The organism is Bacillus hominis, from assembly GCF_030348325.1.
In the GTDB taxonomy this organism is placed as follows: Bacteria; Bacillota; Bacilli; order Bacillales; family Bacillaceae_G; genus Bacillus_A; species Bacillus_A hominis.
In genome coordinates, this window is record NZ_JAUCFS010000005.1 from 875374 (window position 1) to 898719 (window position 23346).

21 protein-coding genes and 3 pseudogenes are annotated in these 23346 nt (G+C 37.5%); 17 read left to right on the top strand and 7 right to left on the bottom strand.

Features of this window, described 5'->3' with window-relative positions:
- Positions 1–32: 32 nt before the first annotated feature.
- The 3 genes from QUF93_RS06890 to QUF93_RS06900 all read left to right on the top strand — a co-directional run bounded on the left by QUF93_RS06890 (position 33) and on the right by QUF93_RS06900 (position 1604).
- A complete protein-coding gene (locus QUF93_RS06890) occupies positions 33–821 on the top strand; it encodes an enoyl-CoA hydratase (protein ID WP_085309438.1) in 789 nt (262 codons plus the stop codon).
- 118 nt (positions 822–939) lie between these two features.
- Positions 940–1260 (top strand): YjcN family protein, encoded by a 321-nt coding sequence (locus QUF93_RS06895; protein WP_289358260.1) that lies wholly within the window; start codon positions 940–942, stop codon positions 1258–1260.
- A 17-nt stretch (positions 1261–1277) separates the two neighbouring features.
- Entirely contained in the window at positions 1278–1604 is a 327-nt protein-coding gene (locus tag QUF93_RS06900; protein WP_002116577.1) for a nucleoside triphosphate pyrophosphohydrolase, read from the top strand.
- Between the two features lie 20 nt (positions 1605–1624).
- On the opposite strand, the gene QUF93_RS06905 is transcribed toward QUF93_RS06900, so the two are convergent.
- The gene (locus QUF93_RS06905; protein WP_289358261.1) at positions 1625–1804 is read right to left on the bottom strand and encodes a hypothetical protein; all 180 of its coding nucleotides are present in this window, start codon (positions 1802–1804) and stop codon (positions 1625–1627) included.
- A gap of 127 nt (positions 1805–1931) precedes the next feature.
- Here QUF93_RS06905 and QUF93_RS06910 point away from each other — a divergent pair, with 127 nt between their 5' ends.
- From QUF93_RS06910 to QUF93_RS06925, 4 genes are all read left to right on the top strand, one after another.
- The gene (locus tag QUF93_RS06910) at positions 1932–2981 is read left to right on the top strand and encodes a M42 family metallopeptidase (protein WP_088057693.1); all 1050 of its coding nucleotides are present in this window, start codon (positions 1932–1934) and stop codon (positions 2979–2981) included.
- Between the two features lie 370 nt (positions 2982–3351).
- Complete coding sequence (locus QUF93_RS06915) at positions 3352–4941, top strand: N-acetylmuramoyl-L-alanine amidase (RefSeq protein ID WP_289358262.1); 1590 nt, start codon at positions 3352–3354, stop codon at positions 4939–4941.
- A gap of 328 nt (positions 4942–5269) precedes the next feature.
- Positions 5270–6223, top strand: a complete 954-nt coding sequence (locus QUF93_RS06920; protein WP_289358263.1) for a TRM11 family SAM-dependent methyltransferase — start codon at positions 5270–5272, stop codon at positions 6221–6223.
- Positions 6224–6634: 411 nt separating this feature from the next.
- Positions 6635–6769: a hypothetical protein gene (locus QUF93_RS06925; RefSeq protein ID WP_289358264.1), complete on the top strand. Its 135-nt coding sequence runs from the start codon at positions 6635–6637 to the stop codon at positions 6767–6769.
- Between the two features lie 54 nt (positions 6770–6823).
- Here QUF93_RS06925 and QUF93_RS28830 read toward each other — a convergent pair.
- Positions 6824–6892 (bottom strand): annotated as a pseudogene (locus QUF93_RS28830) (transposase); the annotation flags it as partial.
- Between the two features lie 169 nt (positions 6893–7061).
- Complete coding sequence (locus QUF93_RS06935) at positions 7062–8162, bottom strand: WD40 repeat domain-containing protein (protein ID WP_289358266.1); 1101 nt, start codon at positions 8160–8162, stop codon at positions 7062–7064.
- 476 nt (positions 8163–8638) lie between these two features.
- On the opposite strand from QUF93_RS06935, the gene QUF93_RS06940 reads away from it, so the two are divergent.
- On the top strand, positions 8639–8752 hold the full coding sequence (locus QUF93_RS06940; RefSeq protein ID WP_232297170.1) for a YjcZ family sporulation protein: 114 nt from the start codon (positions 8639–8641) through the stop codon (positions 8750–8752).
- Positions 8753–8858: 106 nt separating this feature from the next.
- Here QUF93_RS06940 and alo read toward each other — a convergent pair whose 3' ends face one another.
- On the bottom strand, positions 8859–10397 hold the full coding sequence (gene alo, locus QUF93_RS06945; RefSeq protein ID WP_033711659.1) for an anthrolysin O/cereolysin O family cholesterol-dependent cytolysin Alo: 1539 nt from the start codon (positions 10395–10397) through the stop codon (positions 8859–8861).
- 692 nt (positions 10398–11089) lie between these two features.
- Between alo and QUF93_RS06950 the strand changes: the two genes are divergently transcribed.
- A complete protein-coding gene (locus tag QUF93_RS06950) occupies positions 11090–12760 on the top strand; it encodes a ribonuclease J (protein ID WP_289358267.1) in 1671 nt (556 codons plus the stop codon).
- A gap of 336 nt (positions 12761–13096) precedes the next feature.
- Here QUF93_RS06950 and QUF93_RS06955 read toward each other — a convergent pair.
- Positions 13097–13328, bottom strand: a pseudogene (locus QUF93_RS06955) (hypothetical protein); the annotation flags it as partial.
- 210 nt (positions 13329–13538) lie between these two features.
- Between QUF93_RS06955 and QUF93_RS06960 the strand changes: the two are divergent.
- Positions 13539–13862, top strand: coding sequence for a hypothetical protein (locus tag QUF93_RS06960; protein ID WP_289358268.1), 324 nt, complete (start codon positions 13539–13541; stop codon positions 13860–13862).
- A gap of 509 nt (positions 13863–14371) precedes the next feature.
- Here the strand turns inward: QUF93_RS06960 and QUF93_RS06965 are convergent.
- Positions 14372–14588: pseudogene (locus tag QUF93_RS06965) on the bottom strand (YflJ family protein).
- A gap of 303 nt (positions 14589–14891) precedes the next feature.
- On the opposite strand from QUF93_RS06965, the gene QUF93_RS06970 reads away from it, so the two are divergent.
- The 7 genes from QUF93_RS06970 (at position 14892) to lhgO (ending at position 22241) form a co-directional block, all read left to right on the top strand.
- The gene (locus QUF93_RS06970) at positions 14892–16316 is read left to right on the top strand and encodes an amino acid permease (protein WP_289358269.1); all 1425 of its coding nucleotides are present in this window, start codon (positions 14892–14894) and stop codon (positions 16314–16316) included.
- Between the two features lie 17 nt (positions 16317–16333).
- Positions 16334–17662 carry a 4-aminobutyrate--2-oxoglutarate transaminase gene (gene gabT, locus QUF93_RS06975; protein WP_289358270.1) on the top strand — a complete coding sequence of 443 codons (1329 nt, stop codon included), beginning with the start codon at positions 16334–16336 and terminating at the stop codon, positions 17660–17662.
- Positions 17663–17683: 21 nt separating this feature from the next.
- Entirely contained in the window at positions 17684–19126 is a 1443-nt protein-coding gene (locus QUF93_RS06980) for an aldehyde dehydrogenase family protein (RefSeq protein WP_289358271.1), read from the top strand.
- A gap of 31 nt (positions 19127–19157) precedes the next feature.
- Complete coding sequence (locus tag QUF93_RS06985; RefSeq protein ID WP_002116596.1) at positions 19158–19511, top strand: DUF3870 domain-containing protein; 354 nt, start codon at positions 19158–19160, stop codon at positions 19509–19511.
- A gap of 92 nt (positions 19512–19603) precedes the next feature.
- Positions 19604–19732 (top strand): hypothetical protein, encoded by a 129-nt coding sequence (locus QUF93_RS06990; protein ID WP_289358272.1) that lies wholly within the window; start codon positions 19604–19606, stop codon positions 19730–19732.
- Positions 19733–20041: 309 nt separating this feature from the next.
- On the top strand, positions 20042–20980 hold the full coding sequence (gene glaH, locus QUF93_RS06995) for a glutarate dioxygenase GlaH (protein WP_289358273.1): 939 nt from the start codon (positions 20042–20044) through the stop codon (positions 20978–20980).
- Between the two features lie 58 nt (positions 20981–21038).
- Positions 21039–22241 (top strand): L-2-hydroxyglutarate dehydrogenase, encoded by a 1203-nt coding sequence (lhgO, locus tag QUF93_RS07000; RefSeq protein WP_289358274.1) that lies wholly within the window; start codon positions 21039–21041, stop codon positions 22239–22241.
- Positions 22242–22453: 212 nt separating this feature from the next.
- Here lhgO and QUF93_RS07005 read toward each other — a convergent pair whose 3' ends face one another.
- The gene (locus QUF93_RS07005; protein ID WP_289358275.1) at positions 22454–23227 is read right to left on the bottom strand and encodes a class I SAM-dependent methyltransferase; all 774 of its coding nucleotides are present in this window, start codon (positions 23225–23227) and stop codon (positions 22454–22456) included.
- Between the last annotated feature and the right edge of the window lie 119 nt (positions 23228–23346).

Here is a 23346-nt window from a genome sequence, read left to right on the forward strand (position 1 = left end):
TAATCTTTATGTGGAAAAGAGGGGTATATATAATGGAAGTAACAAGTAAAACAGAATCTGTTGTTGTGAAATATGAAGGGCGCGTAGCAACGGTTATGGTCAATCGTCCAGAGGTTTTAAATGCATTAGATGAACCAACGTTAAAAGAGTTATTACAAAAGTTGAAAGAAGTGGCGGAAAGTTCTGTTCACGTTGTTGTGTTATGTGGAAGTGGCCGTGGGTTTTCTGCGGGTGGAGATATTAAATCGATGCTTTCAAGTAATGATGAAAGTAAGTTTGAAGGTATCATGAATACAATTTCTGAAATCGTTGTGACGTTATATACGATGCCAAAGCTTGTTATTAGTGCAATTCATGGGCCAACTGCTGGACTTGGATTAAGTATTGCATTAACAGCTGATTATGTCATGGCAGATATATCATCAGTTATTGCGATGAACTTTATTGGAATCGCTTTAATTCCAGATGGTGGTGGCCATTTCTTCCTTCAAAAGCGCGTTGGTGAAAATATGACGAAGAAAATCATTTGGGAAGGGAAGAAATTATCAGCGACAGAAGCACTAGATATCGGTTTAATTGACGAAGTAATCGGTGAGGATTTCCAAATGGCTGTGAAGCAAAAAATTAATGAATGGTTACAAAAACCAATTAAGGCGATGATTCAAACGAAACAAATTTTATGTGAAGTAAATCGTTCTAATTTAGAACAAACGCTGCAGCTCGAAAAGCGTGGTCAATATGCGATGAGACAAACAGCGGACCATAAAGAAGGTATTGCTGCTTTTCTAGAAAAACGTTTACCAGCATTTAAAGGGGAATAAGGTGAAACTTTAATCCGTGGGGATTATTAGTCTTACTGCCCGTTAATTCGAGATAAAGAGAAGAAAGTGCTAACACATTTTAGTATAATTGTGTTAGCACTTTTTTTAGGAGTAATATATGAAGAAAATTATCGGTATTATCGTTATTATTTCACTTACGTATTATGCTTTGCATAGTACACCATCTCTTGCGGTACGGACTGCATTATTCTTTGAGGGACATCCAATTGTTGCTTTCTCTGGTGAAGTAACGAAAGAACGGGATGTGAAAAAAGAGGCGATTCCTGATGAGTACCAAACCTTATACGGCGATAAGACAGAAGAACCAGAGCATTACTTCTTTCCGGTAGTAAGGGCGCACGGATCAGGAATTGATATGTTAAGTGCTTGTGTGAAAAAAGAGTGGTTTTTTTATAAAGCGGAGCTCGGGTGTTATTAAATATAGGAGGATAAAAGATGTCAACTTATAACAAGTTAGTGAGGGATCGTGTCCCGGAGAAAATTTTAATGTCTGGAAAAACATATACAGCACAAAAATTAACAGGACAAGCTTACATACAAGCGTTATCGAAAATTGGTACAGAAGAAATTCGTGAATTTGCTTCGATGAAAGAGCGTGAGCATGCGCTAGATTCACTTGCAGATGCACTTGAGGTTATTGTTTCATTAGCTCGCGCAGAAGGTGCAACAATTGAAGATGTAGAACGCCTTCGTAAGCAGAAAGAAGAAGAACGCGGCGGGTTTACAAGAGGGATTTATTTGATGGACGTTTCGGAAGAGTAGTTTTATAGAAAAAGCACAGCTTACTTAGTAGCGCTGTGCTTTTTTCCTGCAATTAGGCTAAAGATTAAAAAGATAGCTGTTAATGTCCAGCCGATTGTAATAGAAGTAGTAGTGTGAACGACATAAGAAACTTGTAAACATAGTAATGATGATAAAAACCAAATAAGTGCAATATGTACATGTTTTTTCGTTACATTCATTTTTGCCAGCTCCTTTTTACGTACTAAACTAAATTTTACTATAATTTAGAAAATTAAACTATATTAGTAGAGGTTTTATAGTAATTTCTGTATACTAAATAGTAGAAAAAGCGAGGGGGAAACGACAGTGGCACATCATGCGAAAGAAACGATGGAATTGATTAAAGAGCTTGTCTCTATTCCAAGTCCATCTGGGAATACGACGAAAATTATTAATTTTATTGAAAACTATGTAAGTGAGTGGAATGTAGAGACGAAGCGTAATAATAAAGGCGCTCTTATTTTAACTGTTAAAGGGAAGAATGATGAGCAGCATCGTTTATTAACTGCACACGTTGATACGTTAGGGGCAATGGTGAAAGAAATTAAGCCTGACGGCCGTCTTAGTCTATCTATGATTGGTGGATTTCGCTGGAACTCTGTAGAAGGGGAATATTGCGAAATTGAAACGTCAAGCGGTAAGACGTATACAGGTACAATTTTAATGCATCAAACTTCTGTCCACGTGTACAAAGATGCAGGGGAAGCGAAGCGCGATGAGAAAAATATTGAAGTTCGTATCGATGAGCGTGTGTTTTCAGCAGATGAAGTACGTGGGTTAGGAATAGAAGTAGGAGACTTCGTTTCATTTGATCCGCGCGTTCAAATTACAAAGAGTGGATACATAAAATCACGTCATTTAGACGATAAGGTAAGTGTAGCAATTCTATTAAAATTAATTAAAAGATTGCAAGATGAAAAGGCAACATTGCCATATACAACACATTTCTTAATTTCTAATAATGAAGAGATTGGATACGGTGGAAACTCAAACATTCCAGAAGAAACGGTAGAATATTTAGCAGTTGATATGGGAGCATTAGGTGATGGACAAGCATCTGATGAATATACAGTATCCATTTGTGCGAAAGACTCTAGCGGTCCATATCATTATGCTTTACGTAAACATTTAGTTGAACTGGCAAAAGCGAATGCTATTGAATATAAAGTGGATATTTATCCATACTACGGATCAGATGCATCAGCTGCGATTCGCGCTGGATTTGATGTGAAACATGCATTAATTGGAGCTGGTATTGATTCTTCTCACGCATTTGAGCGTACGCATGAAAGCTCGATTGCGCATACAGAAGCACTTGTTTATGCATATGTGTTATCAGAAATGATAGTAGAATAGTGAGAGGGTGGCTGTTTCTATGAATCAGCCACTTTTTTGTGTATAAAAACCACTGAAATTGTATTTTATCCCGCTATTTGCGGGCAGTAAGACTCCCACCTTAAAATTAGGCGAATGCGAGGGAGTTAGGCGGGAGATCAACTGCCCGTAAAAGCCCGATTGGTGAAGGCTAAATCAGTGGGGATGGACAAAACCCCACTGATTAAAGTTTCACTTTATTTTACAATATTAAGAAAGTAGGTTTACTACAGAATTCTAGTATTATAAAATGATAGAGGCGCACTAATTTTTTTAATTTGTTTTTGCTGAAATTTATATATTAAGATTACGCGTTTTTAAACATTAATTTTCGAGGGGAGTATTATTATTTATGAAGTATCGTGCAGTCGCGGCAGGTATTTTAGCCGCAAGTTTATTATCGTCTCCAGTAAGTAGTTTCGCAGCAGCGAAGAAGTTTTCGGATGTTCCTACATGGGCACAGGAATCAGTTGATTATTTAGTAAGTAAAAAAGCGCTTGATGGAAAACCAGATGGAACGTTTTCTCCATCTGAAGCAGTAGATAAAGGATCAGCTGCAAAAATATTAGCGGTAGTTCTTGGTTTACCAATTGATCCAAAAGCGAAACCATCTTTTAAAGATGCACAAGATCATTGGGCAGCACCATATATTGCTGCAGTAGAAAAAGCAGGTGTAATTAGTGGAGATGGTACTGGGAAATTCAATCCATCAAGCCAAATTAACCGTGCATCAATGGCATCTATGTTAGTACAAGCGTACTCATTAGATAAGAAAATTATTGGAGAACTCCCAACACAGTTTAAAGATTTGGAACCTCATTGGGGTAAGGAAAAAGCTAATATTTTAGTAGCTTTAGAGATTTCTAAAGGTACAGGAAATGGCTGGAATCCTGAAGGAACTGTAACTCGTGCTGAAGCAGCTCAGTTCATCGCGATGGCAGATAAAAATAAAACAAATACATCAAAAAGAATGTATATGAATAGAAACTTTATTACATATCATCAAGCATCATTATCATCTGGTATTACTGACGTTCAACATAAGCCACAAATGATTGAAGTAACAGAGCAAAGAGCGGACGGTTGGTTGAAGGTTGTAACAAGTAAAGGTGAGAAGTGGACACCATTACAAGAAAAAACAGAGTCTATTAATCAAGAATTCACTACATACCAAGAAGCTTCACATACGTCTACAGTGGCAGGCACACATAAAGCACAACAAGTAACTGTTATTGAAGAAAAAGATAGTTGGATTCGTATCCGTATGGGAGCTGGCTTCCAATGGGTTGATAAAAATCAATTAAACCCAGTGAAACAAGGTAATTTCTTAGAAGGTAAAGCGATTATTATTGATCCAGGTCATGGTGGAATTGATTCGGGTAATCCAGGTGTATATGAGAAAGAAAGTCAAATCGTATTAGACACATCTTTACGATTACAGAAAATATTTGAGAAAAAGACACCATTTACAGTGTTGTTAACTCGTACAAATGATACAAGACCTGGAAGTAGTGCTCCTGAGTCTTTACAAAAACGTGTAGAATTTGCACAAAAAAATAATGGTGATATCTTTGTAAGTATTCATGGTAACGGTTCTGAATATAAAAATGGACAAGGTACAGAAACATTCTATTATCAGTCAGCAACGACAAGAGCAACGAATCCAAATACAGAAGAAAGTCGTTTATTAGCAGAAAAAATTCAAAAACGTCTTGTAGCAGCACTTGGAACAAAAGACCGTGGTGCGAAACATAAGGACTTATACGTAACTAGAGAAAATACAATGCCAGCTGTATTAGCAGAATTAGCATTTGTAGATAATACAAGTGATGCAAGTAAAATAGCTACGCCAGAACAGAGACAACGTGCAGCAGAAGCTATTTATCAAGGTATTCTAGATTACTACGAAGCAATGGGTAATAACGTATCTTCTTACCGTTAATAAATAGAAAGAACGATAGAAGAGATTGCCAAGAGGCAGTCTCTTTTATTTATCCCGCTATTTGTGGGCAGTAAGATTCCCACCTAGAAATTAGACGAACACGAGGAAGCTAGGTGGGAGTCGGGCTGCCCGTAAACGCCCGATTGGTGAGGGCTAATAATCAGTGGGGGATGAACAAAACCCCCCACTGATTAAAGTTTCACTTTATTAAATGAATTATAAAGGTTTCTCTTTATTTCGGGCATGTGATATCATTTAATTTTATATGGAAAAGGTATTTGAGTAATTGTGATCATAACAATTTTAAACGATAAAGGATGATAATAGATTGAGTAATTATAGTAAAACACCTGCATGTATATATACGTATGCATTTCGTGAGGATGAACGTTCTTTATGCTACTTGGAAATGCGCTCATTATTCGGAATGGAGTCTCATGTTAACATTTTGAAAAGTGATGTCAAAATTAATCCAAGTAGAAGCCCGTTTATTAAAGAGCGAGTTGAAGTTATGTATGAAGGAGACGACTTGGAAAGCATCTTGAAACAAGTGGAACAAATTGACTTGGCAGGAGCGACGTTCAAAGTCATCTTCGTTAAAATTAATGACCTTGTTGGAGAGAATAAAATTGAATATGGAGCAAGACGTCTCATTGAGCGAGACCTTGGCATGCATATTGAAGGAGAAGCAGATGTTCGTAATCCAGAGCGTGTATTCGGGATTGTTCCTCTTGGAGGACGTTGGTACTTCGGACACTATGTAGAAAGTGATCCGGTTTGGTATCATCATATAAAAAAACCGCATAGCTATTCGACATCACTGAGCACACGTGTTGCTAGAGCTGTCGCAAATATCGCTGTACCAAACCCAGAGGGAGTACGAGCTATTGACCCGTGCTGTGGCATTGGAACAGTAGTAGTGGAAGCACTTTCTATGGGGATTAACATCGTTGGTAGAGATATAAATCCACTTGTGGTTCTTGGAACGAGAAAAAACATCGCACATTTCGGGTTTGAAGGAACAGTAACAAAAGGCCCAATTGAAGAACTTACTGAGAACTACGACGTCGCAATTATCGATATGCCGTACGACTTATTTACACACGCAACACCAGAAGATCAACTCTCAATCCTCTCAAGTGCGCGCCGTATTGCGAAAAAAGTAGTCGTTGTCACGATGGAAACGATGGATGACATGATTCATGAAGCTGGATTCGAAATCACAGATCGTGGCGTCGCAAAAAAAGGAACATTCTCCAGACAAATTCTTGTTTGTGAATAGGAAAGGTCACCCGTTTGGGTGCATAGCTATCAACTTAAAAGAAGTGTCTCCGATGCCTTTGGCATCAGAGACACTTCTTTTATAATCTTTGAATAAAGTTCTGTAGTTAGGGCATGTTCAAATAGAACTCCCCTTGGTACATAATTTTATAAAACCACCGGAAGTTGGTTCGTTGATATCTCGATGAAGCTTAGGATCTCAAATGACGTTGTCTTTTCGTACCACTGCGCTCTTCTCCATCTTTACTGATATTTTGAAAGGATCCGCAAAGCACTGAAACAGGATGTTGGAAAGTACAAAAAAGTGTGGTGTATTTTTTAAATATGAACCAAAGGTGATATTTAAGAGAAGGCATTTTCAATGTAGTTATTAGGCATTGTAGCAAGTAAATTTACTAGGATGCGTTTTTTTATGAAGAAATTAGGTGTTTTAAGTGCAGCTTGTATTTTAAGTACGAGTTTATTTGTAGGAGCTGCATCAGCAGCAGAGGTTGGGAATCCAAAAAATTTACCAGCAGAGGGAACAGTAATACCGCAAAAAAATTGATTCTACAGTTGATTCATATGCTAGTATTTATCCTGTTTACAGATATAAAACTAGGCATAAATCGATTTCAAAGAACGACTTCCATGTTTTAAACAAAATCTCTATTTGCCAACGTAGAGAGTAGATATATAGATATCGCTGTAGTTCTTCAGTGAACAAATGAAACGCATCTTGAATCGATAGATTCATACAAAAACGCCATCCTTTCTGTATATTTCTACAAAAAGAATAACGCTTTCTATGAATTATGTGTATAAGTTCACCTTAGGTTGATAGTAATGTATAGTGACTCCTAGTAAAGTGTCATTCCTTGATCGTCTGCTAAATATTTTCCGATTCCGTCTGATTCTAACACCTGAAGCTTGTATTTGTTTGACTTATCACGAATCGTATCGGTAATGGATAGGTCTTTTACATTCACACGGGAAATGGAGAGATCACGATTAAGGACATAAGCGCGTTCTCCGTCCTGGCTAAAGACAATGGCTTGCCGGGGTTCTGTGAAACCACTGATTGTCTTAATCACATGGTTATCAGAGACGTTGATCACATCGATAGTATTGTCCGCCTTGCTGCTTGCAAAAAGCAGTTTACCATCAGGCGACAAGGCTGCACCATATGGCTCACGTCCAACTTTTACCTCGTTAACGATTTGTCCTAGAGAGATGTCCACCACGGAAATGCTGTCACGACCGCTGTTTGCGGCATACAATGTTTGACCATCGGCAGTCACGGAGATTCCACGAATCATAGAGAAACCAATAATCTCACGTACGATGTTCTTAGTGGCTGCATCAACTACGGACACCTTATCTCCTTTAAAGTTTGTTACAAACACATATTTTCCATTCGGAGAGACTGTAATACCTTGGCGTGGTTGGGAGAAACCAGTGATGACTGCAGTCGGTTTGCGTTTCTCAAGGTCTATGACGGTTACAGAACTATGTGCCTGATTGTTCACGTACAGCGTCTTTCCATCGGGGCTGACGCTGGTACCGAATGCACCTGGACCGACTACGACTTCATCCTTTAAGGTTAGGCTTTTTGCGTTGTAGAATCGTAAAGTGCCTAGCGTACTGTCCGAGACAACAAACTCTGAACCATTGTTAACGAACACGATGTTTCTCGGTGTAACAAAGCCATCGATTTTCTTGCGTAAAGTACCTTTAGCAAGGTCATAAATACGGATGGATTGTTCGCGACTATCTGAAACAATCGCAATCTGCTCATCGGGACTTATAGCGAGGGAGTTGTTAGTGATGCTTCCATCGAAGCTCTCTTTTGCCAGAGAGCTTTTATTTTCAGTAAATGAAGCAAAAATGGCAGTCGGAAGAATAATAACAAACATCAAAGCTACAACCAATACACCTTTAAATTTCGTTTTTTTTAACATTTCTTCACCTCGTTAAAAATTTTTTCACATGATAAATCTTCAAGACACACGAATAACTTCCATAGGTACACGCAAGCACAGTAGGTAAACAGGGTGTTTGAATCTTTGCAAATATACTTACTATACGTCTTTTGATTCCCTCCTATTGTAATCGTGTCTGAATTTTTATCCCTTCTTTCTATGTAAACGTACAGATAGACAAATTGGTTTGAATATTATAAAAAAAAATTTGATGATTAAAAATAATTACATGTTTTATAAGAGGTACCACCCCACACATCCATCAACTTAAGGTATATTTTTATACAAAATGCGGTCTTTCCATATAGTTTTTTATTATCTTTTATAGATTTTATAAAAGTGGGCATATCAAATAAACCCTGACAGGTTTCAATTTTTATACTATGCTACCTGATGAGTAGAAGTGGTATACTCATAAACAACACCCAAAATATTAAAGACTGTCTTTTTCTCGTATCGATGAGATTTTCGTCCGTTGCGCTGGAGGCTGTGGCTTTGGTGGCGGAGTTGCATTACTTGTTGTGCTCTTTATCTTATTAATCATAGTTGGAGCTAGCTGCAGCCCTTAAAAAATGGTTAGAAGATTCGCGAATTGATTATGATATATTTGAAAAACGCCGATATACTTTCAACTAAGTAAAAAAGCGCCCTGTAAACAGGGCGCTTCACTCCAACCTAATGACTAATATTAGCAGTTGGGTATAATGTTGTTCCTCCAATTGAAACCTTTATTTCATTTGTTAATGGAACATTTTGCTCATTAATAATTGTTCTCCACCATTCCCATGCAAGACCTGTACATTCTCTCGCTACGACTTTTACATTTTTTGAATTGGGTGGAAGTGGTATGACTGTAGAGAAATGAGCAGTTTTGTCTCTGCCGCTTCCTTCCCAAGTTTTATGTGTTAGTACTTCTTTCCCATTTTGATCATATGAGAATTCATCCCAAGATACATCAAATTGAGCAACATATGCACCGTAATGATCAAGCGTCATTTTAGCACTTGAATATTCTGTAGTTGTGGTCTCAATATAATCTGTATTGTTATGAACAGCAGCAGTTGCATTATCTTTTAAGAAAGTGCTTGTATATGAAATTGGGTATGCTGGGTTTTTAAGACTTAATTCTGCATTATCTTTAATAATATTTCGGATTTCATTAAAATCTTTTGTAACAACCTTGTTATGCTCTTTTGCATCTCCGCCTAATACTACAGCGGTAAAGGTACTTTCTTCAAAAATATCTTTGTACTGTCCACTCGTTTCGACGCTGTTATTCTTAAGTAAGGCTTTAAAGGCAGCTTGTACATCTTTGCTCTTAGATGTTGTTTCTAATTTCACATAAATTGTTCTGCCATACGCTACATTTGACACCATAACAGGCGGAGCTACATTACTTACCCCTTTACGAGTTAACTCACCAAAAGTAACACTATTATCAAAAAGATCTGATGGATTGTTAGGTAGTTCAGCACTTACGGTATAAAATATTTGCTTATATGCCGCAACCATCACTTTTTTCTCTCCATTTGCAACCGCATTAAAGTCAATATTCAGCCCATTATCAAGATATTTAGCGTTAACATTAAGAGCACTTGCTATTTGTGATTTACTATAAACCATAGATTCTGTATACTGCATTCTTGCAGGTAACGTATGTGTGTTTGAATACTTTTCATTCCAAATAGATACTAAATCGTCTACTGCTCCAGACACATTACCATATGTCGGATTTGGGACAGTTATTGTATTTTCTTTTCTCATTCCAGGTAAGTCTATACTAATATTCAAAGGTTTTCTCTTAGCCACTAATAAACTAGGTTGATTATCTGCAAAAGCTTTATTTGCAAGTTGTACTGCTCCTGGATAAGTACGATTAACCACAGAATCAATAATCGAAATATCAACTGGTGACGTTGTAAGTGATTTTTTCTCACGCTCAACTACTACAAATTTACCATTTGAATTGATACTTTCTCTCGGAACAAAACTCTCTACTTTATCACCATTTACTGCTAAAATATCTCTACTATCATATTTTAAATTTGCTATGCCAGTATTAATGTCACTAGCATTTTTTGTTGCATCAGTTGCATTGCCTGTTTGTGTTTCTGCGAAGGAAATAGATGAATAATTAATAGTGCATAAACTAACTAATAAACATGCTAGGAATTTTATTCTTTTATTATTTTTCTTAATTTTCAAAAAAATCACTCCATTCTTTTTTATATTAAGATATGATAATGATTTATAAATGATTGCTAAATAATAAACTTACATAAATGCTTTTAAAAGTTCTTGAACTAATGGAATTACTCCACCTAAAAATTTTAAAACTGCCATTGCGATTTCCATATTATCTCCTCCTTTTTGTTGTATTAAGATGTATTGAATATTTATGCTTTCATTATAATAAGCGTTTACATTTGTATCAATTCATTTTCATATGCAATATTACATATTGAGAGGAATGCAACTTTTTCTGTTAGGTTGATGATGATGGGATAACACCATCAAAACGCGAATTTCGTACGCTAAGCCATTTTAAAAAAGTATTCAACATAACTACTTATTATGGAATACCTGTTGGAATAGAATAAGGTTTAATTAAAAGTTGTTCGTAAATATAGCTGCATAATAGGTATTCATTGTGTTACCTCTTTAAAAGAATTGCGTCTTTATTAAGAATCGAAAACCATGAGTGATTTCAATAGCAGCTGTCTCAATGGGAGGAAAGACCTCGATAATGATGTGGGAAACTAAGACATCAATGTTGTAGTCATTATTTTTAGGAAAAAACAAGTCTAGAGTTCCCTTTTTTATAGGAAGCTCGAGCATTCAACCCACTGATAAAAGGAAACCTAAAGGGCATACTAGGATTATATTTAAAATGGGAGGATATAAATTTGAGTACAATAGAAAATGCAGTATCTATCTTCGCCTTAGGCGGCTTGAATGAAATCGGGAAAAATATGTATGCAATCGAATATTCAAACGATATCGTGATTATCGACTGTGGCAATAAGTTTCCAGATGAAAGTTTATTAGGAATTGATTTGATTATCCCTGATATAGCTTACTTAGTAGAAAATAAAGATAAAGTCAGGGCTTTAATTGTCACACATGGACATGAAGATCATATCGGGGGGATCCCGTTCTTCTTAAAAAAATTGAATGTACCCGTTTATGCCACATGCTTCACACTAGGATTAATTGAAATCAAATTAAAAGAACATAAACTTCTAGGAGAAAGTGAACTTATTGAAATCAACTCAAACTCAAATTTGACAATCGGAGAAATGAGTGTAAGTTTTTTCAAAGTGACCCATAGTATTCCTGATTGCTTGGGAATAGTCTTTCACACACCAGAGGGTAATATTGTACATACGGGGGACTTCAAGTTCGATTTAACCCCTGCGAATAATGAGAATTCAGATATTCATAAAATGGCTGCAATCGGCAAAGAAGGGGTCTTGCTTCTATTGTCTGAGAGTACCAATGCAGAGCGTCCTGGTTTGACCCCATCGGAACAAATGGTAGGTGAACATGTGGAAGCAGTTTTCATGAAAGCCGAACGCAAAGTTATTCTTTCTACCTTTGCTTCAAATATTAGTCGCGTTCAGCAAGTCGTGAATGCAGCGCAAAAAACAAATCGAAAACTTGCGTTGCTTGGACGAAGTATGGTTAATGTCGTAGCGGTTGCTATGGAACGTGGTTATTTAACAGTTCCAGATGGAATGTTAATTGACCCACATGAAATCAATGAAACGGCTCCTGAAAGGGTGGCCATTTTATGCACGGGGAGTCAAGGAGAACCATTGGCCGCTCTTGCTCGCCTGTCCACTGGAAACTTTCGCGGTGTCGACATTTTACCTGAAGATACGGTTATCTTTGCAGCAGGTCCAATACCCGGGAATGAACGAAATATCACAAGTATCGTAGACAACTTATTTGCACTTGGAGCCAAAGTGATTTATGGATCAGGAAGTACATCCGGAATGCATGTTTCTGGCCATGGTTATCAAGAAGATTTAAAACTAATGCTTACATTAATGAAACCAAAATATTTTATTCCCATTCACGGTGAATTTAGAATGCTACACCATCACCGTTTGTTAGGTGAATCCGTTGGAGTAGAGCAAGGAAACACTTTTATCATCAATAATGGCGATGTCGTCGATATTGAACATACCATTGCCTGTCAGACCCGGAAAATACCGGTGGGGAATACCTACGTAGACGGGGGGGATGTCGATAATATTGGGGAAATTGTGTTACGAGACCGCAAACAACTTTCAGAGGATGGGATGCTCATGATTGTTTTAACTATGAGTAAATCGGAAGGAAAACTGATTTCTGAACCCGATACCATTTCTCGTGGATTTGTGGATAGAGATTTCTCGGAACTCCGAAGAGACGTTAATCGACTTACTATAAAAACTGTTAACGAGCTACAAGAAGCAAATAGAAACCAATGGAATGTAATGAAAAAACAAATAAAAAAATCAATACGACAATATGTATATACACATACTAAGAAAAAGCCAATGATTGTTCCTATACTTATTGAAATTTAATAGGGGGAAGTTTTAAAAAATGAATTAATTGATCTTCAACAATTGGGCGCGATTATTGAATAAGAAAGGACATAAAATATTAGTCATGTGAAATATGTTATGTCCTTTAATTTATCTACCTTTTTTAATTTAGGGCTTGATAAATCTTTTGTTCAAAACACGCTTTTTCTATATTCAATTGAATCATTCTTTTATAAAAAAGTTTGATAATTTTTGTGATTTTTGCTCAATTAAAGCGCCCGATTTTGGAACAAGAAAAAATCCTGCACATTAACACAGGATTTTTGATCAAACTTTGTTTTATGACCACAAAGTGACCTCTAAAAGTTAGACACATTATTTCATTAGGCAGCTTCTTGGGCATGGGTCCGGTATTGTACCGGGCTCATGCCTTTTAGTTTTGCCTTTGCTGTTGTGTATTTTATATTGTGGATCCATTGACAGTTACTTTTGCGTCTATAGTAAATCCTAATCTTGCATCTACAGAGCCTGCAACATTATTATCCTGCCAATATGGAGAATCATAGAAACATAGGTTGTCCACTTTAGACACGACACGTTTTCCTACATTTAAATTGTTTCGTTCCAATCGACTGCAAAATGAACGAATACGTTTCTCCCTGTCTCACCAGATTTCTTGGATTTAAAGCCATTTTCCCTTTTAGGGTGATATAGTCCTTAAGATCTTGTTAAACCTGTGCAATTACGGTTGGAATTTCATTCTGTTTGACACATACCCCTAGGCTATCTGGACATGATAAAAGATGAGGTGACTGACATGAAGGATAAGATATTAGAGTTAGTACCAGGATCGGTAAAAAAATTACTCCAGAAAAAAGTTAAAGATGGAAACCGATGCTTCATTGATTTGGTTGTGGATGATGCAACTGCTTATGGATTTGAACCGGAGCAAGTAGTCCCCTGTATCATGGCGGGTTATTATGTTTATGAATCCACCACCTATCCCAGTGAAATGGAGGAAGAATGGAGGCTGAACTTGGTTTTTCATGCGGCCAATCGCTCGGCAATGAAGCTTCTGTCTTATGGGAAGTATAAAGCGAAACAATCTGAAAGTGGATGGATGAGATATACAAATCCATAAGGTTTACTTAACGTACACTAACTAGCTTGGTGAGCATGGGGCACTGTCACACGCCCATCAACTTAAGAAAAATAATTGCCCCCAAAACGAAAAAAATGAGCTGACTTCTCAAAGTAACTACCTGTAGAGAAAGAAAATTTTCGTTTTGGGGGTACTTCAAAACCTTAGCTTGATGGCGATGGGTACCGTCAGGGAAATACGGATTTACAACGCTAAGTCCAATTTCCTGACGATACCCTAATATAACAAAAATGATTTTAAAGATAACAAATTTGGTTACCATAGCCCTTATGTTTTGATCATGCTCCTCATTTGTACTAAAAAATGACTGTTCAAATTGGCTATATTTTCGTTTTGTGGTGATTCTGAATTTTTAAGTTGATGGGCATGCTCGTTTGGATGCTCTTTTTTGGTTTGTATCAATGTGTGATTAGTTGGTAGTTTAGATGGGTGATTTGAAGGTTTTTGCCGAATAGCCGATATATTCCGAGAGTTATTTTGTTAGTAAATTACTCTTCTTTCGTTTTCTCTTGTTGTGCGATTAATAAATTGCGTAATACGTGTCCGCGGTAACTTTCTAGTTTTCTTCCTTCATGATAGCGAACACCTAATTTTTTTAGCTCAGCTACGTACCATCCTTTTGTTCCGTAATACATGAGACCACTTCCTTTTTTTCTTTTGAACAGTATATGTGCCGGGGCGAGAGAATTTTCTTTTTTTATTCATGAAATTTGCGAAAGTGAACATTGAATATTCTGTCTATTTATATTATGATTAGCTTATTATCGGATGACAGTGATTAGCCTCCCTGCAAGCCCGAGTTTACTTTTATTCAATTGAATAGCGGAGCTTCTTTCCACTTGAACTTCCTTAGCAGGAGGACGAGCCATAAGGATAGAGACAGTAAAATCCAATGTAAATGTGTACATTGTTTTTCTGGCTCTTTTTATTTTTAGTTAAAGTAGGAGGGGATTTAAAGAAAGCGTTGTCAATGGAATATGGTGCACGTTCACGCTAATGGAGGGGCTGGTGAATTGTTTGGCTAAAGAGAAAAAGGAGTTACAAAAGGATTTAAAAACTCGGCATATAACAATGATTTCAATTGGCGGTGTTATTGGGGGCGGTTTGTTTGTAGGAAGTGGAACGATTATTCAAACGACAGGGCCTGCGGCGATTTTGTCCTATATTATCGGCGCTTTAATGGTTGTGCTCGTGATGCGGATGTTAGGAGAAATGGCAGCGGAAAATCCTGATAGCGGTTCCTTCGCAACGTATGCGAACAAAGCAATTGGGCCGTGGGCAGGGTATACGATTGGGTGGTTATATTGGTTTAACTGGGTCATTATTATCGCAATTGAAGCGGTTCTTTTAGGTGTGATGATTAACAATTGGTTCCCTTCGGTTCCAGCATGGATTGCGAGTTTATGTATGGTCCTTTTAATGACGATGACGAATGTATATTCAGTAAAATTGTACGGTGAGTTTGAATATTGGTTAGCGTTTATTAAAGTTGTTGCGATTGTTGCGTTTTTAATTTTAGGAGTTTCGATGTTTTTTGGACTTGTTCCAGGGGTGGATAGACCGAGTCTTGCTATTGTTACGGAACACGGAGGCTTCTTCCCAAATGGAATTGTCCCTGTTTTACTGAGCGTTGTATTTATTTCTTTCTCTTTATCAGGAAGTGAAGTCGCTGCTATTGCAGCCGGGGAATCGGAAAATCCAGAGAAGAATGTAATACGAGCTATTAATAGTGTTGTATGGCGCCTTATGCTTTTCTTCGTAGGTTCGGTAACAATTTTAGTTATGTTTATTCCGTGGACGGATAAGGAGTTATTAAAACTTCCGTATGCAAGTTTATTTAATATGGCAGGAGTACCTGCAGCCGCAGAAATTATGAATGGTGTTGTATTTTTATCGCTGCTTTCCGTTATGAACTCAGGTATATATACGAGTTCGCGTATGTTATTTTCACTTGCTAAAAAAGGTGATGCTCCGGCTAGTTTCTCACGGTTAAATAGTAGAGGGACACCGGTTGTAGCGATATTTGCAAGTATCGTATTTGCATTTATTTGCGCGATGTTGAAATTTATATCTCCTGATAAACTGTTTGCGTTTTTAGCGAATAGTTCAGGCGGAGTAACGATGCTGATGTATATGTTCGTTGCCGTTTCACATGTCAAGTTAAGAAGAGAAAGGGAAAGAGAAGGGGCTGGAAAGCTGAAAGTGAAAATGTGGTTATTCCCTTATCTCACATATGCAACGCTTCTAATGATTATTACGGTATTTGTTTCACAAGCATTTATAGCAGATATGCGTATGCAGTTTTACATGACATTACTAGCTACGATCCTAGTAATAATAAGTTATTTCCTAAGAGTTAGAAAGTTAGATAAGCAAAAGTTGAATGATTTTACAATTATAAAAGATTCGGAAGTTAGTTTAGAAGAAAAATAAGAAAAGGGGTATATACCATGTTGAAAGAGAAGAAGAATATTACAACTACAAAATCTAGCATATTACATGAAAGAAGAAAAAATGCGGTGCCAGAAGGTCCTTACAATATTACAGAGTTGTATGTGCAATCAGCAAAGGGAGCGATTATTACAGATGTAGATGGCAATGAATTAATCGACTTTGCGGGCGGAATTGGTATGCAAAACGTCGGGCACTGTCACCCGAAAGTAGTAAAGGCGATTCAAGAGCAAGTGGAATCTTCTATTCATAGTTGTTTTCATGTAGCGCCTTATGAAAGTTATATTACACTCGCGGAAAGACTGAATGAGTTAACGCCAGGTGATTTCAAGAAAAAAACGATGTTTGCGAATAGCGGTGCTGAAGCAGTAGAAAATGCAGTGAAGATTGCTAGAAAAGCTACGGGAAGAAGTGCGATTGTATCGTTTGAGCGTGCCTATCACGGACGTACACTTTTGACGATGTCACTTACAAGTAAAGTGAAACCGTACAAGCATGGATTTGGACCGTTTGCATCAGAAGTATACAAATTACCATATCCATATTATTACCGTGCTGAAGAAGGACTGGGACCAGAAGAAGTAGACGCGCAAATTTTAGCGTATTTCGAACGCTTTATGTTAGAGGAAGTAGCAAGTGATAATATCGCTGCGATTATTTTGGAACCGCTTCAAGGAGAAGGTGGGTTTATCGTTCCGACGACTGCGTTCATGCGAGGGGTACGAAATATTTGTGATAAATATGGAATTGTTATGATTGCGGATGAAATTCAAACTGGTTTTGCTCGTACAGGTAGTTTATTTGCAATGGATCATTTCGGCGTAGCACCTGATTTAATGACATTTTCAAAATCTATCGCTGCCGGCATGCCGCTGAGCGCGATAACAGGACGAGCGGATTTGATGGATGCACCTGGACCAGGTCAATTAGGTGGTACTTTTTCAGGGAGTCCGGCTGCTTGCGCGGCTGCATTAGCTGTTTTAGATGTAATAGAAGAAGAGAATTTAGTAAAGCGTGCTGTAGAAATTGGTGCACGAATGATGGAAGTGTTTAATAGCTGGAAAGATAAATATGAACTAATTGGCGATGTCAGGGGCCTTGGCGCTATGACTGCAATTGAGCTTGTGAAGGATAAAGAGACGAAAGAGCCAGCAGCGGAAGAGGTTAAAGCGATTATGAAGGAAACGCATAGTAAAGGGGTCATTACGATAAGCGCTGGTATTTATAGTAACGTACTTCGCTTCTTACCGCCTCTTGTTATAACAGATGAACAGCTTGAAGAAGGGCTTACTATTTTAGAAGCTGCTATTGCGAAACTATCAAAATAAAAAAATGGTGGGGGCAGGGGAATGAGGTTTTTCAATTATATAAACGGTGAGTGGAGAGAACCTTCCACGAATGCATACATTAAAAATTATAATCCGCATAACGGGGAAGTGCTAGGTGAATTTCCGTTTAGTTCAGTAGAGGATACACGAGTAGCAATCGCATCAGCGAAAGAAGCTTTTCATAAATGGCAAAAATTATCGTTTCAAGAAAGAGCGAGCTATTTATGGAAAGCGGCAGCTATTTTAAAAGAAAAGGTAAATGAAGTTGGCCGGGATGTAACGAACGAAGAAGGAAAGACGATTGCGGAAGGGATAGGCGAGACGAAGCGGGCGATTAGCATTCTTGAATATTATGCAGGGGAAGCGAATCAGCCGATCGGAGAGATCATTCCGTCTGCTAATGAAAGTACAATGCTTTACAGTAAACGTGTGGCAGTAGGGCCGGTCGGATTAATTACGCCGTGGAACTTTCCGATTGCGATTCCAGCGTGGAAAATGGCGCCAGCACTTATTTACGGAAATACGATTGTTATTAAGCCAGCTGAAGTTACGCCAAAATCGGTGTACCATCTCGTGGAAGCTTTTCATGAGGCAGGCATTCCGGCAGGCGTTATAAATTGTGTGTTCGGTAAAGGCTCTGAAGTTGGGGCAGAGTTAACGGGAAATCCGGATATAAAAGCGGTATCCTTTACTGGTTCTAATCACGTTGGAAACATCATTCAAAAAGCAGCCGTTGAAACTAGGAAAAAAGTCCAATTAGAAATGGGTGGGAAAAATCCGTTAGTTGTATTAAAGGATGCCGATATTGAAAAGGCGGTAAATATTACGATAAAAGGTGCGTTTATGTCAACGGGGCAAAAGTGTACCGCAACGAGTAGAGTAATAGTCGAAGAGGGCATTTATGAAGCATTTAAGGAGCGACTGTTGCAGCGCACTGAAGCTCTTACAGTTGGGAATCCGCTATATAGTAATACATTTATGGGTCCATGTGTTTCTAAGGGTCAGCAGCAATCTATTTTATCGATGATTGAAGTAGGAAAAGGAGAGGCTTCTTTACTGTATGGAGGCAGCGTGCCAGACGAAGCTGAACTGCAGCGAGGATGTTATGTTTTACCGACTATTTTTGAAAATGTAGACAAAGATGCACGCATTGCAAAAGAAGAAATTTTCGGCCCAGTTATATGTTTATTTAAAGTGAATAGCTATGAGGAAGCAGTTTCTTTAGCGAACGATACAGAATATGGACTAAGTGCATCCATTTGTACAAATAATTTAAGTTTGTCGCAACGATTTATTGATGATATGGAAGTTGGAATGGTTCATGTGAATTCAGAAACTGCAGGAGCAGAACCACAAGTTCCGTTTGGCGGAATGAAAAACTCTAGTGCTGGACCGCGTGAACAAGGAAAAGCGGCGAAAGAATTTTACACGAGAACAAAGACAGTATACGTAGATCAAGTATAAGTAACCAAAACATAGTAACGGAGGATGAAATATGCGTAAAGGGACTTTTTTTATGGCAGGACATTCGAGACTTCCGAAAGGGATGGCTGTTCGCAGTATGTATGAAACATTAACAATTACAATTGAGGCAGATCATAAATATCATGTCATTATTGAAGCGTCATGTACGCTTGCGACAGAGCATGGTAGAGACTTCGTTGCTCAAATGTTGAGAGGACATAGCTTGCAAGATGGTATTGAAGAAATCGTTCAAGATATTATGGACCATTATCAAGGAAAAGCGCAAAATGCGATCGTTAGTGCGGTAAAAGATTTACATCGCCAATATGTAAGTTATTTAAATGATGAACAGCCTCAGGGAGAGTACGAGGAAACAACACCATAAAAACTGTCTAGTTTGTATAGCTATAAACGAGAGCCAGTTGTATTTCTTTTAAAGGGATACGACTGGCTTTTTATATTGAGGAGGCAAGGAATATGAAAAAGTTAAATGAAGTGCAAGTTGTAAAACAAGAGACGAAAAAAAGAGGGTGTGCGGAAAGCAAGGAGATTTGTAAAATGTGTAAAGTTTGTAGAGAAAATAATAAAAAACGAATTGACAGTTAGAATATTTTGAATTATTATTTAATTAATAAGATCCATACGAGAAATTAGCCTTCTCTATATTCGATCTTGCTTTCCTGTTTTACAAATATTTTCATACAAACTGTCTATTATTATTGTACTTTAAGAGATTAAAGAACATTCGTAATTATGAGCCAGTTGTACGTTTCTACGATTTTATATCGTGGATGCGTATGACTGGCTTTTTCGATGTTAGGGCAGTAAGACCGAATCTCAGCATAAGAAGATAAGGATAACTGTCTGTAAAAAGCGTCCATAAGTTCTTCATATTTAAATTAGGGAGGAATTGAAATGTCGATTATTACAGAACAAAGTACGAAGATGAAATTTGCAAAGAAATATGAGGGGTATGAGATTGTTCCTCATCCAGAGCATAAGCGTTTATATCATATTGTTTTAAATCAGCAATTGCTTAAGCAGTTTTTTGAAGAGGTACAAGAGCATTCAGAGCAGTCATTACAATACATTCCGTATTCTCGATTTAATCTTGCGGATAGCATGAGAAAGATTTTTGGGCAATCATTTATGGATAACATTCGCGGCATTGTTCATGACCGTGAAACGGGCGGATTTACAATTGGGGTACAAGGTGAAACGGCAGATCCAGCAGACTACGTGAAATTTGCAACAGCATTAACACATTTAATCGGGGCGCCAAACTTTGATGCAATGACAGGAACGTATTATGCTAGATTTAATGTGAAAGATACAGATAGTAGTGATTCTTACCTTCGTCAAGCGTACCGATTGTTTACACTTCATACAGACGGTACATTCGTTGATGAACCGACAGATTGGCTTCTTATGATGAAAATTGAAGAGCAAAATGCAGTAGGAGGGGAATCCCGTTTACTACATTTAGACGATTGGGAAGATCTTCAAAAATTTAGAGATCATTCGCTCGCATCTGTTAAGGTTACGTATAAAGCGCCACCAAGTAAAAATGCGCAAGAAATCGTCTATCGTGAAACGTTTTTTGATGTGAATAATGCACCATGTATTTGCTTTATTGATCAGTTCGCTTATCCAGATAATATTGAACAAGCAAACTATCTGAAAGACTTATCATATTCTGTTGAAAATTCACCAGCAACACATGCATTAAAATTACCAATTGGTGACTTAGTTCTTTTAAACAATTTATTTTGGATGCACGGAAGAGCTGCATTTGAGAAAAATAAAGATTTATATAGAGAACTAATGCGTCAACGCGGTTGTTTTTCTAAATAAGTTTGTACGGCGGGTCTTAAAAAAGGCCTGCCTTTCATCATATTAAGGGGGAAGTAGGATGTATGACTTTATAATTATTGGCGGAGGAATTGTTGGTCTTTCAACTGGAATGGCTTTAACGAAAAAATTCCCTCGTGCGAAAATCGCGATCATTGAAAAAGAAAAGGAACTTGCACATCATCAAACTGGACATAATAGCGGTGTAATTCATTCTGGAATTTACTATAAACCAGGGAGTTATAAAGCAAAGTTTGCCAAAGAAGGAAACGCAGCTATGGTTCAATTTTGTAAAGAAAATGACATCGCTTATGACATGTGCGGGAAAGTAATTGTCGCTACAGAAAAGGACGAACTTCCTCTTTTACATAACTTATATGAGAGAGGCTTACAAAACGATTTACATATTGAAAAAATAGATAAGGAAGAATTAGCTGAAATTGAACCGCATGTAAAGGGACTTGGGGCAATCCGTGTTCCATCTTGCGGGATTGCTGATTATAAAGGAGTAAGTTATGCATTTGCCCGCTTAATTCAGGAAAGCGGGGGAGAAGTACATTTAGGAACAGCCGCAGAGCGTATTACTGAAAAGAAAGACGCTGTAACAATTGAGACAAACAAAGGCATATTTAAAACGAAATTTCTCATTAACTGCGCTGGCTTACATAGTGATCGTATTGCGAAAAAGACAGGCATATTAACGGATATGAAAATCGTTCCGTTCCGCGGTGAATATTATGAACTCGTCCCGGAAAAACGCCATCTCGTAAAACATTTAATTTATCCAGTTCCAAATCCAGAATTCCCATTTTTAGGTGTTCATTTTACAAGAATGATAAACGGGGACGTACATGCAGGACCAAACGCAGTATTAAGCTTCAAACGCGAAGGTTATACGAAAACAGACTTCGATATGAAAGACTTCATGGAAACAATGACATACACAGGCTTTTGGAAAATGGCGATGCCAAATATGAAAGAAGGCATAAAAGAAATGGTGCGCTCATTTAGTAAACAATCATTTTTAAAAAGCTTGCAGCGCTTAATACCAGAACTTACAGAGAAAGATATCGTGCCAACGCATGCAGGTGTAAGGGCACAAGCCATCTTATCAAACGGAAATATGGTAGATGATTTCTGCATTATCCCTGGCATCAATTCTCTGCATATTTGCAACGCACCGTCTCCGGCGGCAACAGCTAGTATAAAAATTGGTGAGGAGATTGCGAAGCAAGTGCCGGATGTTGTGGCGGTGAGGGTTTGATGGGGTCCCCCGGGGTTTTTGGGGGATTTTTTGTTGGGGTTAGGTGTGTGGGCGGGTGCTTGGTGTAGCTTTTGAATATTGAAATAAAGTTACGATGTTTCTAAAAAAGATGCAAAAAACAAATAGAGCTACATCACTTTGTTAAGTTAAATTAAGTAGTTGCCCTTATAATAGAGAAGTCCGCGCTATTATAAGGGCGAATTAGTGCATTCTTATTTCCTTCCACTCAAAATCATTGCATTTCCTAATACTTTTTTGTTCAATAAGAGTGTTGGTAACTCTATTTCTTCAGCAAGCTTGTAGCTATTTAATTCAGATACACCATGTTTCTTTAAGATATTTAAGAGCTCTTTTTCATCCCCAAATATTTTTTCATCCATAAACAAATCTAAGAAAACAAATTCACCACCAGGTTTTAACACTCTTAATGCCTCTTTAATTACTTCAATTTTATTTTCTCTATCTTTTACTTCATGAAATGTTAGACAGCTTACAATTATATCAAATTCATCATCAGTAAAAGGGAGTTCTGCAGCACTTGCTTTCAGAAAATCAATTTTATCAGAGACCCCTTCTACTTCAGCATTCTGTTGGCATTGGGATTTGGAATATTCCCAATTTCCGCCCCAATAATCAATTCCAGTTAGAAAGGACTTAGGAAAAGTCTTTGCCAGTTTAATAATCAGTGAACCACTACCGGTTCCTATATCTAGTATTTTTCCTTTTCCATCCCAATTCACCTTGGCAACAATTAAATCATGTATTTTTGACTGATAATTCCCCCCAAATGCTGCAAATTGGTAAACTGAATAAGAAAGTATAAATGCTATATAAATAAAAGGTAACGCAAAAATACCTGACAGAACTCGCAGATATAAATTAACAGGTAATAATGTTACCGAGAGAAGAATGAGTGAAATAACCAAAAAAATAATTAGTTTGTAAATTCGTATCCAAGTTTGATATTTAGTTTTTGTTTTCAACATATCAGCCATCCTTAAATAACCTATCTTTTGTTTTCTATAATTATATAGGAAATCAATAATTCTGTCCTATAGTGTAAGTACATGATTTCATAATCGACCCTCAACAATCTGGCCCGTTT

Bases quoted from the DNA above. Each gene is read 5' to 3' on its own strand.
- gabT (WP_289358270.1), top strand. From the start codon at position 16,334: ATGTTGAAAGAGAAGAAGAATATTACAACTACAAAATCTAGCATATTA.
- QUF93_RS07005 (WP_289358275.1), bottom strand. From the start codon at position 23,227: ATGTTGAAAACAAAAACTAAATATCAAACTTGGATACGAATTTACAAA.
- glaH (WP_289358273.1), top strand. From the start codon at position 20,042: ATGTCGATTATTACAGAACAAAGTACGAAGATGAAATTTGCAAAGAAA.
- QUF93_RS06980 (WP_289358271.1), top strand. From the start codon at position 17,684: ATGAGGTTTTTCAATTATATAAACGGTGAGTGGAGAGAACCTTCCACG.
- QUF93_RS06960 (WP_289358268.1), top strand. From the start codon at position 13,539: ATGAAGGATAAGATATTAGAGTTAGTACCAGGATCGGTAAAAAAATTA.
- QUF93_RS06900 (WP_002116577.1), top strand. From the start codon at position 1,278: ATGTCAACTTATAACAAGTTAGTGAGGGATCGTGTCCCGGAGAAAATT.
- QUF93_RS06895 (WP_289358260.1), top strand. From the start codon at position 940: ATGAAGAAAATTATCGGTATTATCGTTATTATTTCACTTACGTATTAT.
- QUF93_RS06985 (WP_002116596.1), top strand. From the start codon at position 19,158: ATGCGTAAAGGGACTTTTTTTATGGCAGGACATTCGAGACTTCCGAAA.
- QUF93_RS06925 (WP_289358264.1), top strand. From the start codon at position 6,635: ATGAAGAAATTAGGTGTTTTAAGTGCAGCTTGTATTTTAAGTACGAGT.
- QUF93_RS06990 (WP_289358272.1), top strand. From the start codon at position 19,604: ATGAAAAAGTTAAATGAAGTGCAAGTTGTAAAACAAGAGACGAAAAAA.
- QUF93_RS06935 (WP_289358266.1), bottom strand. From the start codon at position 8,162: ATGTTAAAAAAAACGAAATTTAAAGGTGTATTGGTTGTAGCTTTGATG.
- lhgO (WP_289358274.1), top strand. From the start codon at position 21,039: ATGTATGACTTTATAATTATTGGCGGAGGAATTGTTGGTCTTTCAACT.
- QUF93_RS06905 (WP_289358261.1), bottom strand. From the start codon at position 1,804: ATGAATGTAACGAAAAAACATGTACATATTGCACTTATTTGGTTTTTA.
- QUF93_RS06915 (WP_289358262.1), top strand. From the start codon at position 3,352: ATGAAGTATCGTGCAGTCGCGGCAGGTATTTTAGCCGCAAGTTTATTA.
- QUF93_RS06890 (WP_085309438.1), top strand. From the start codon at position 33: ATGGAAGTAACAAGTAAAACAGAATCTGTTGTTGTGAAATATGAAGGG.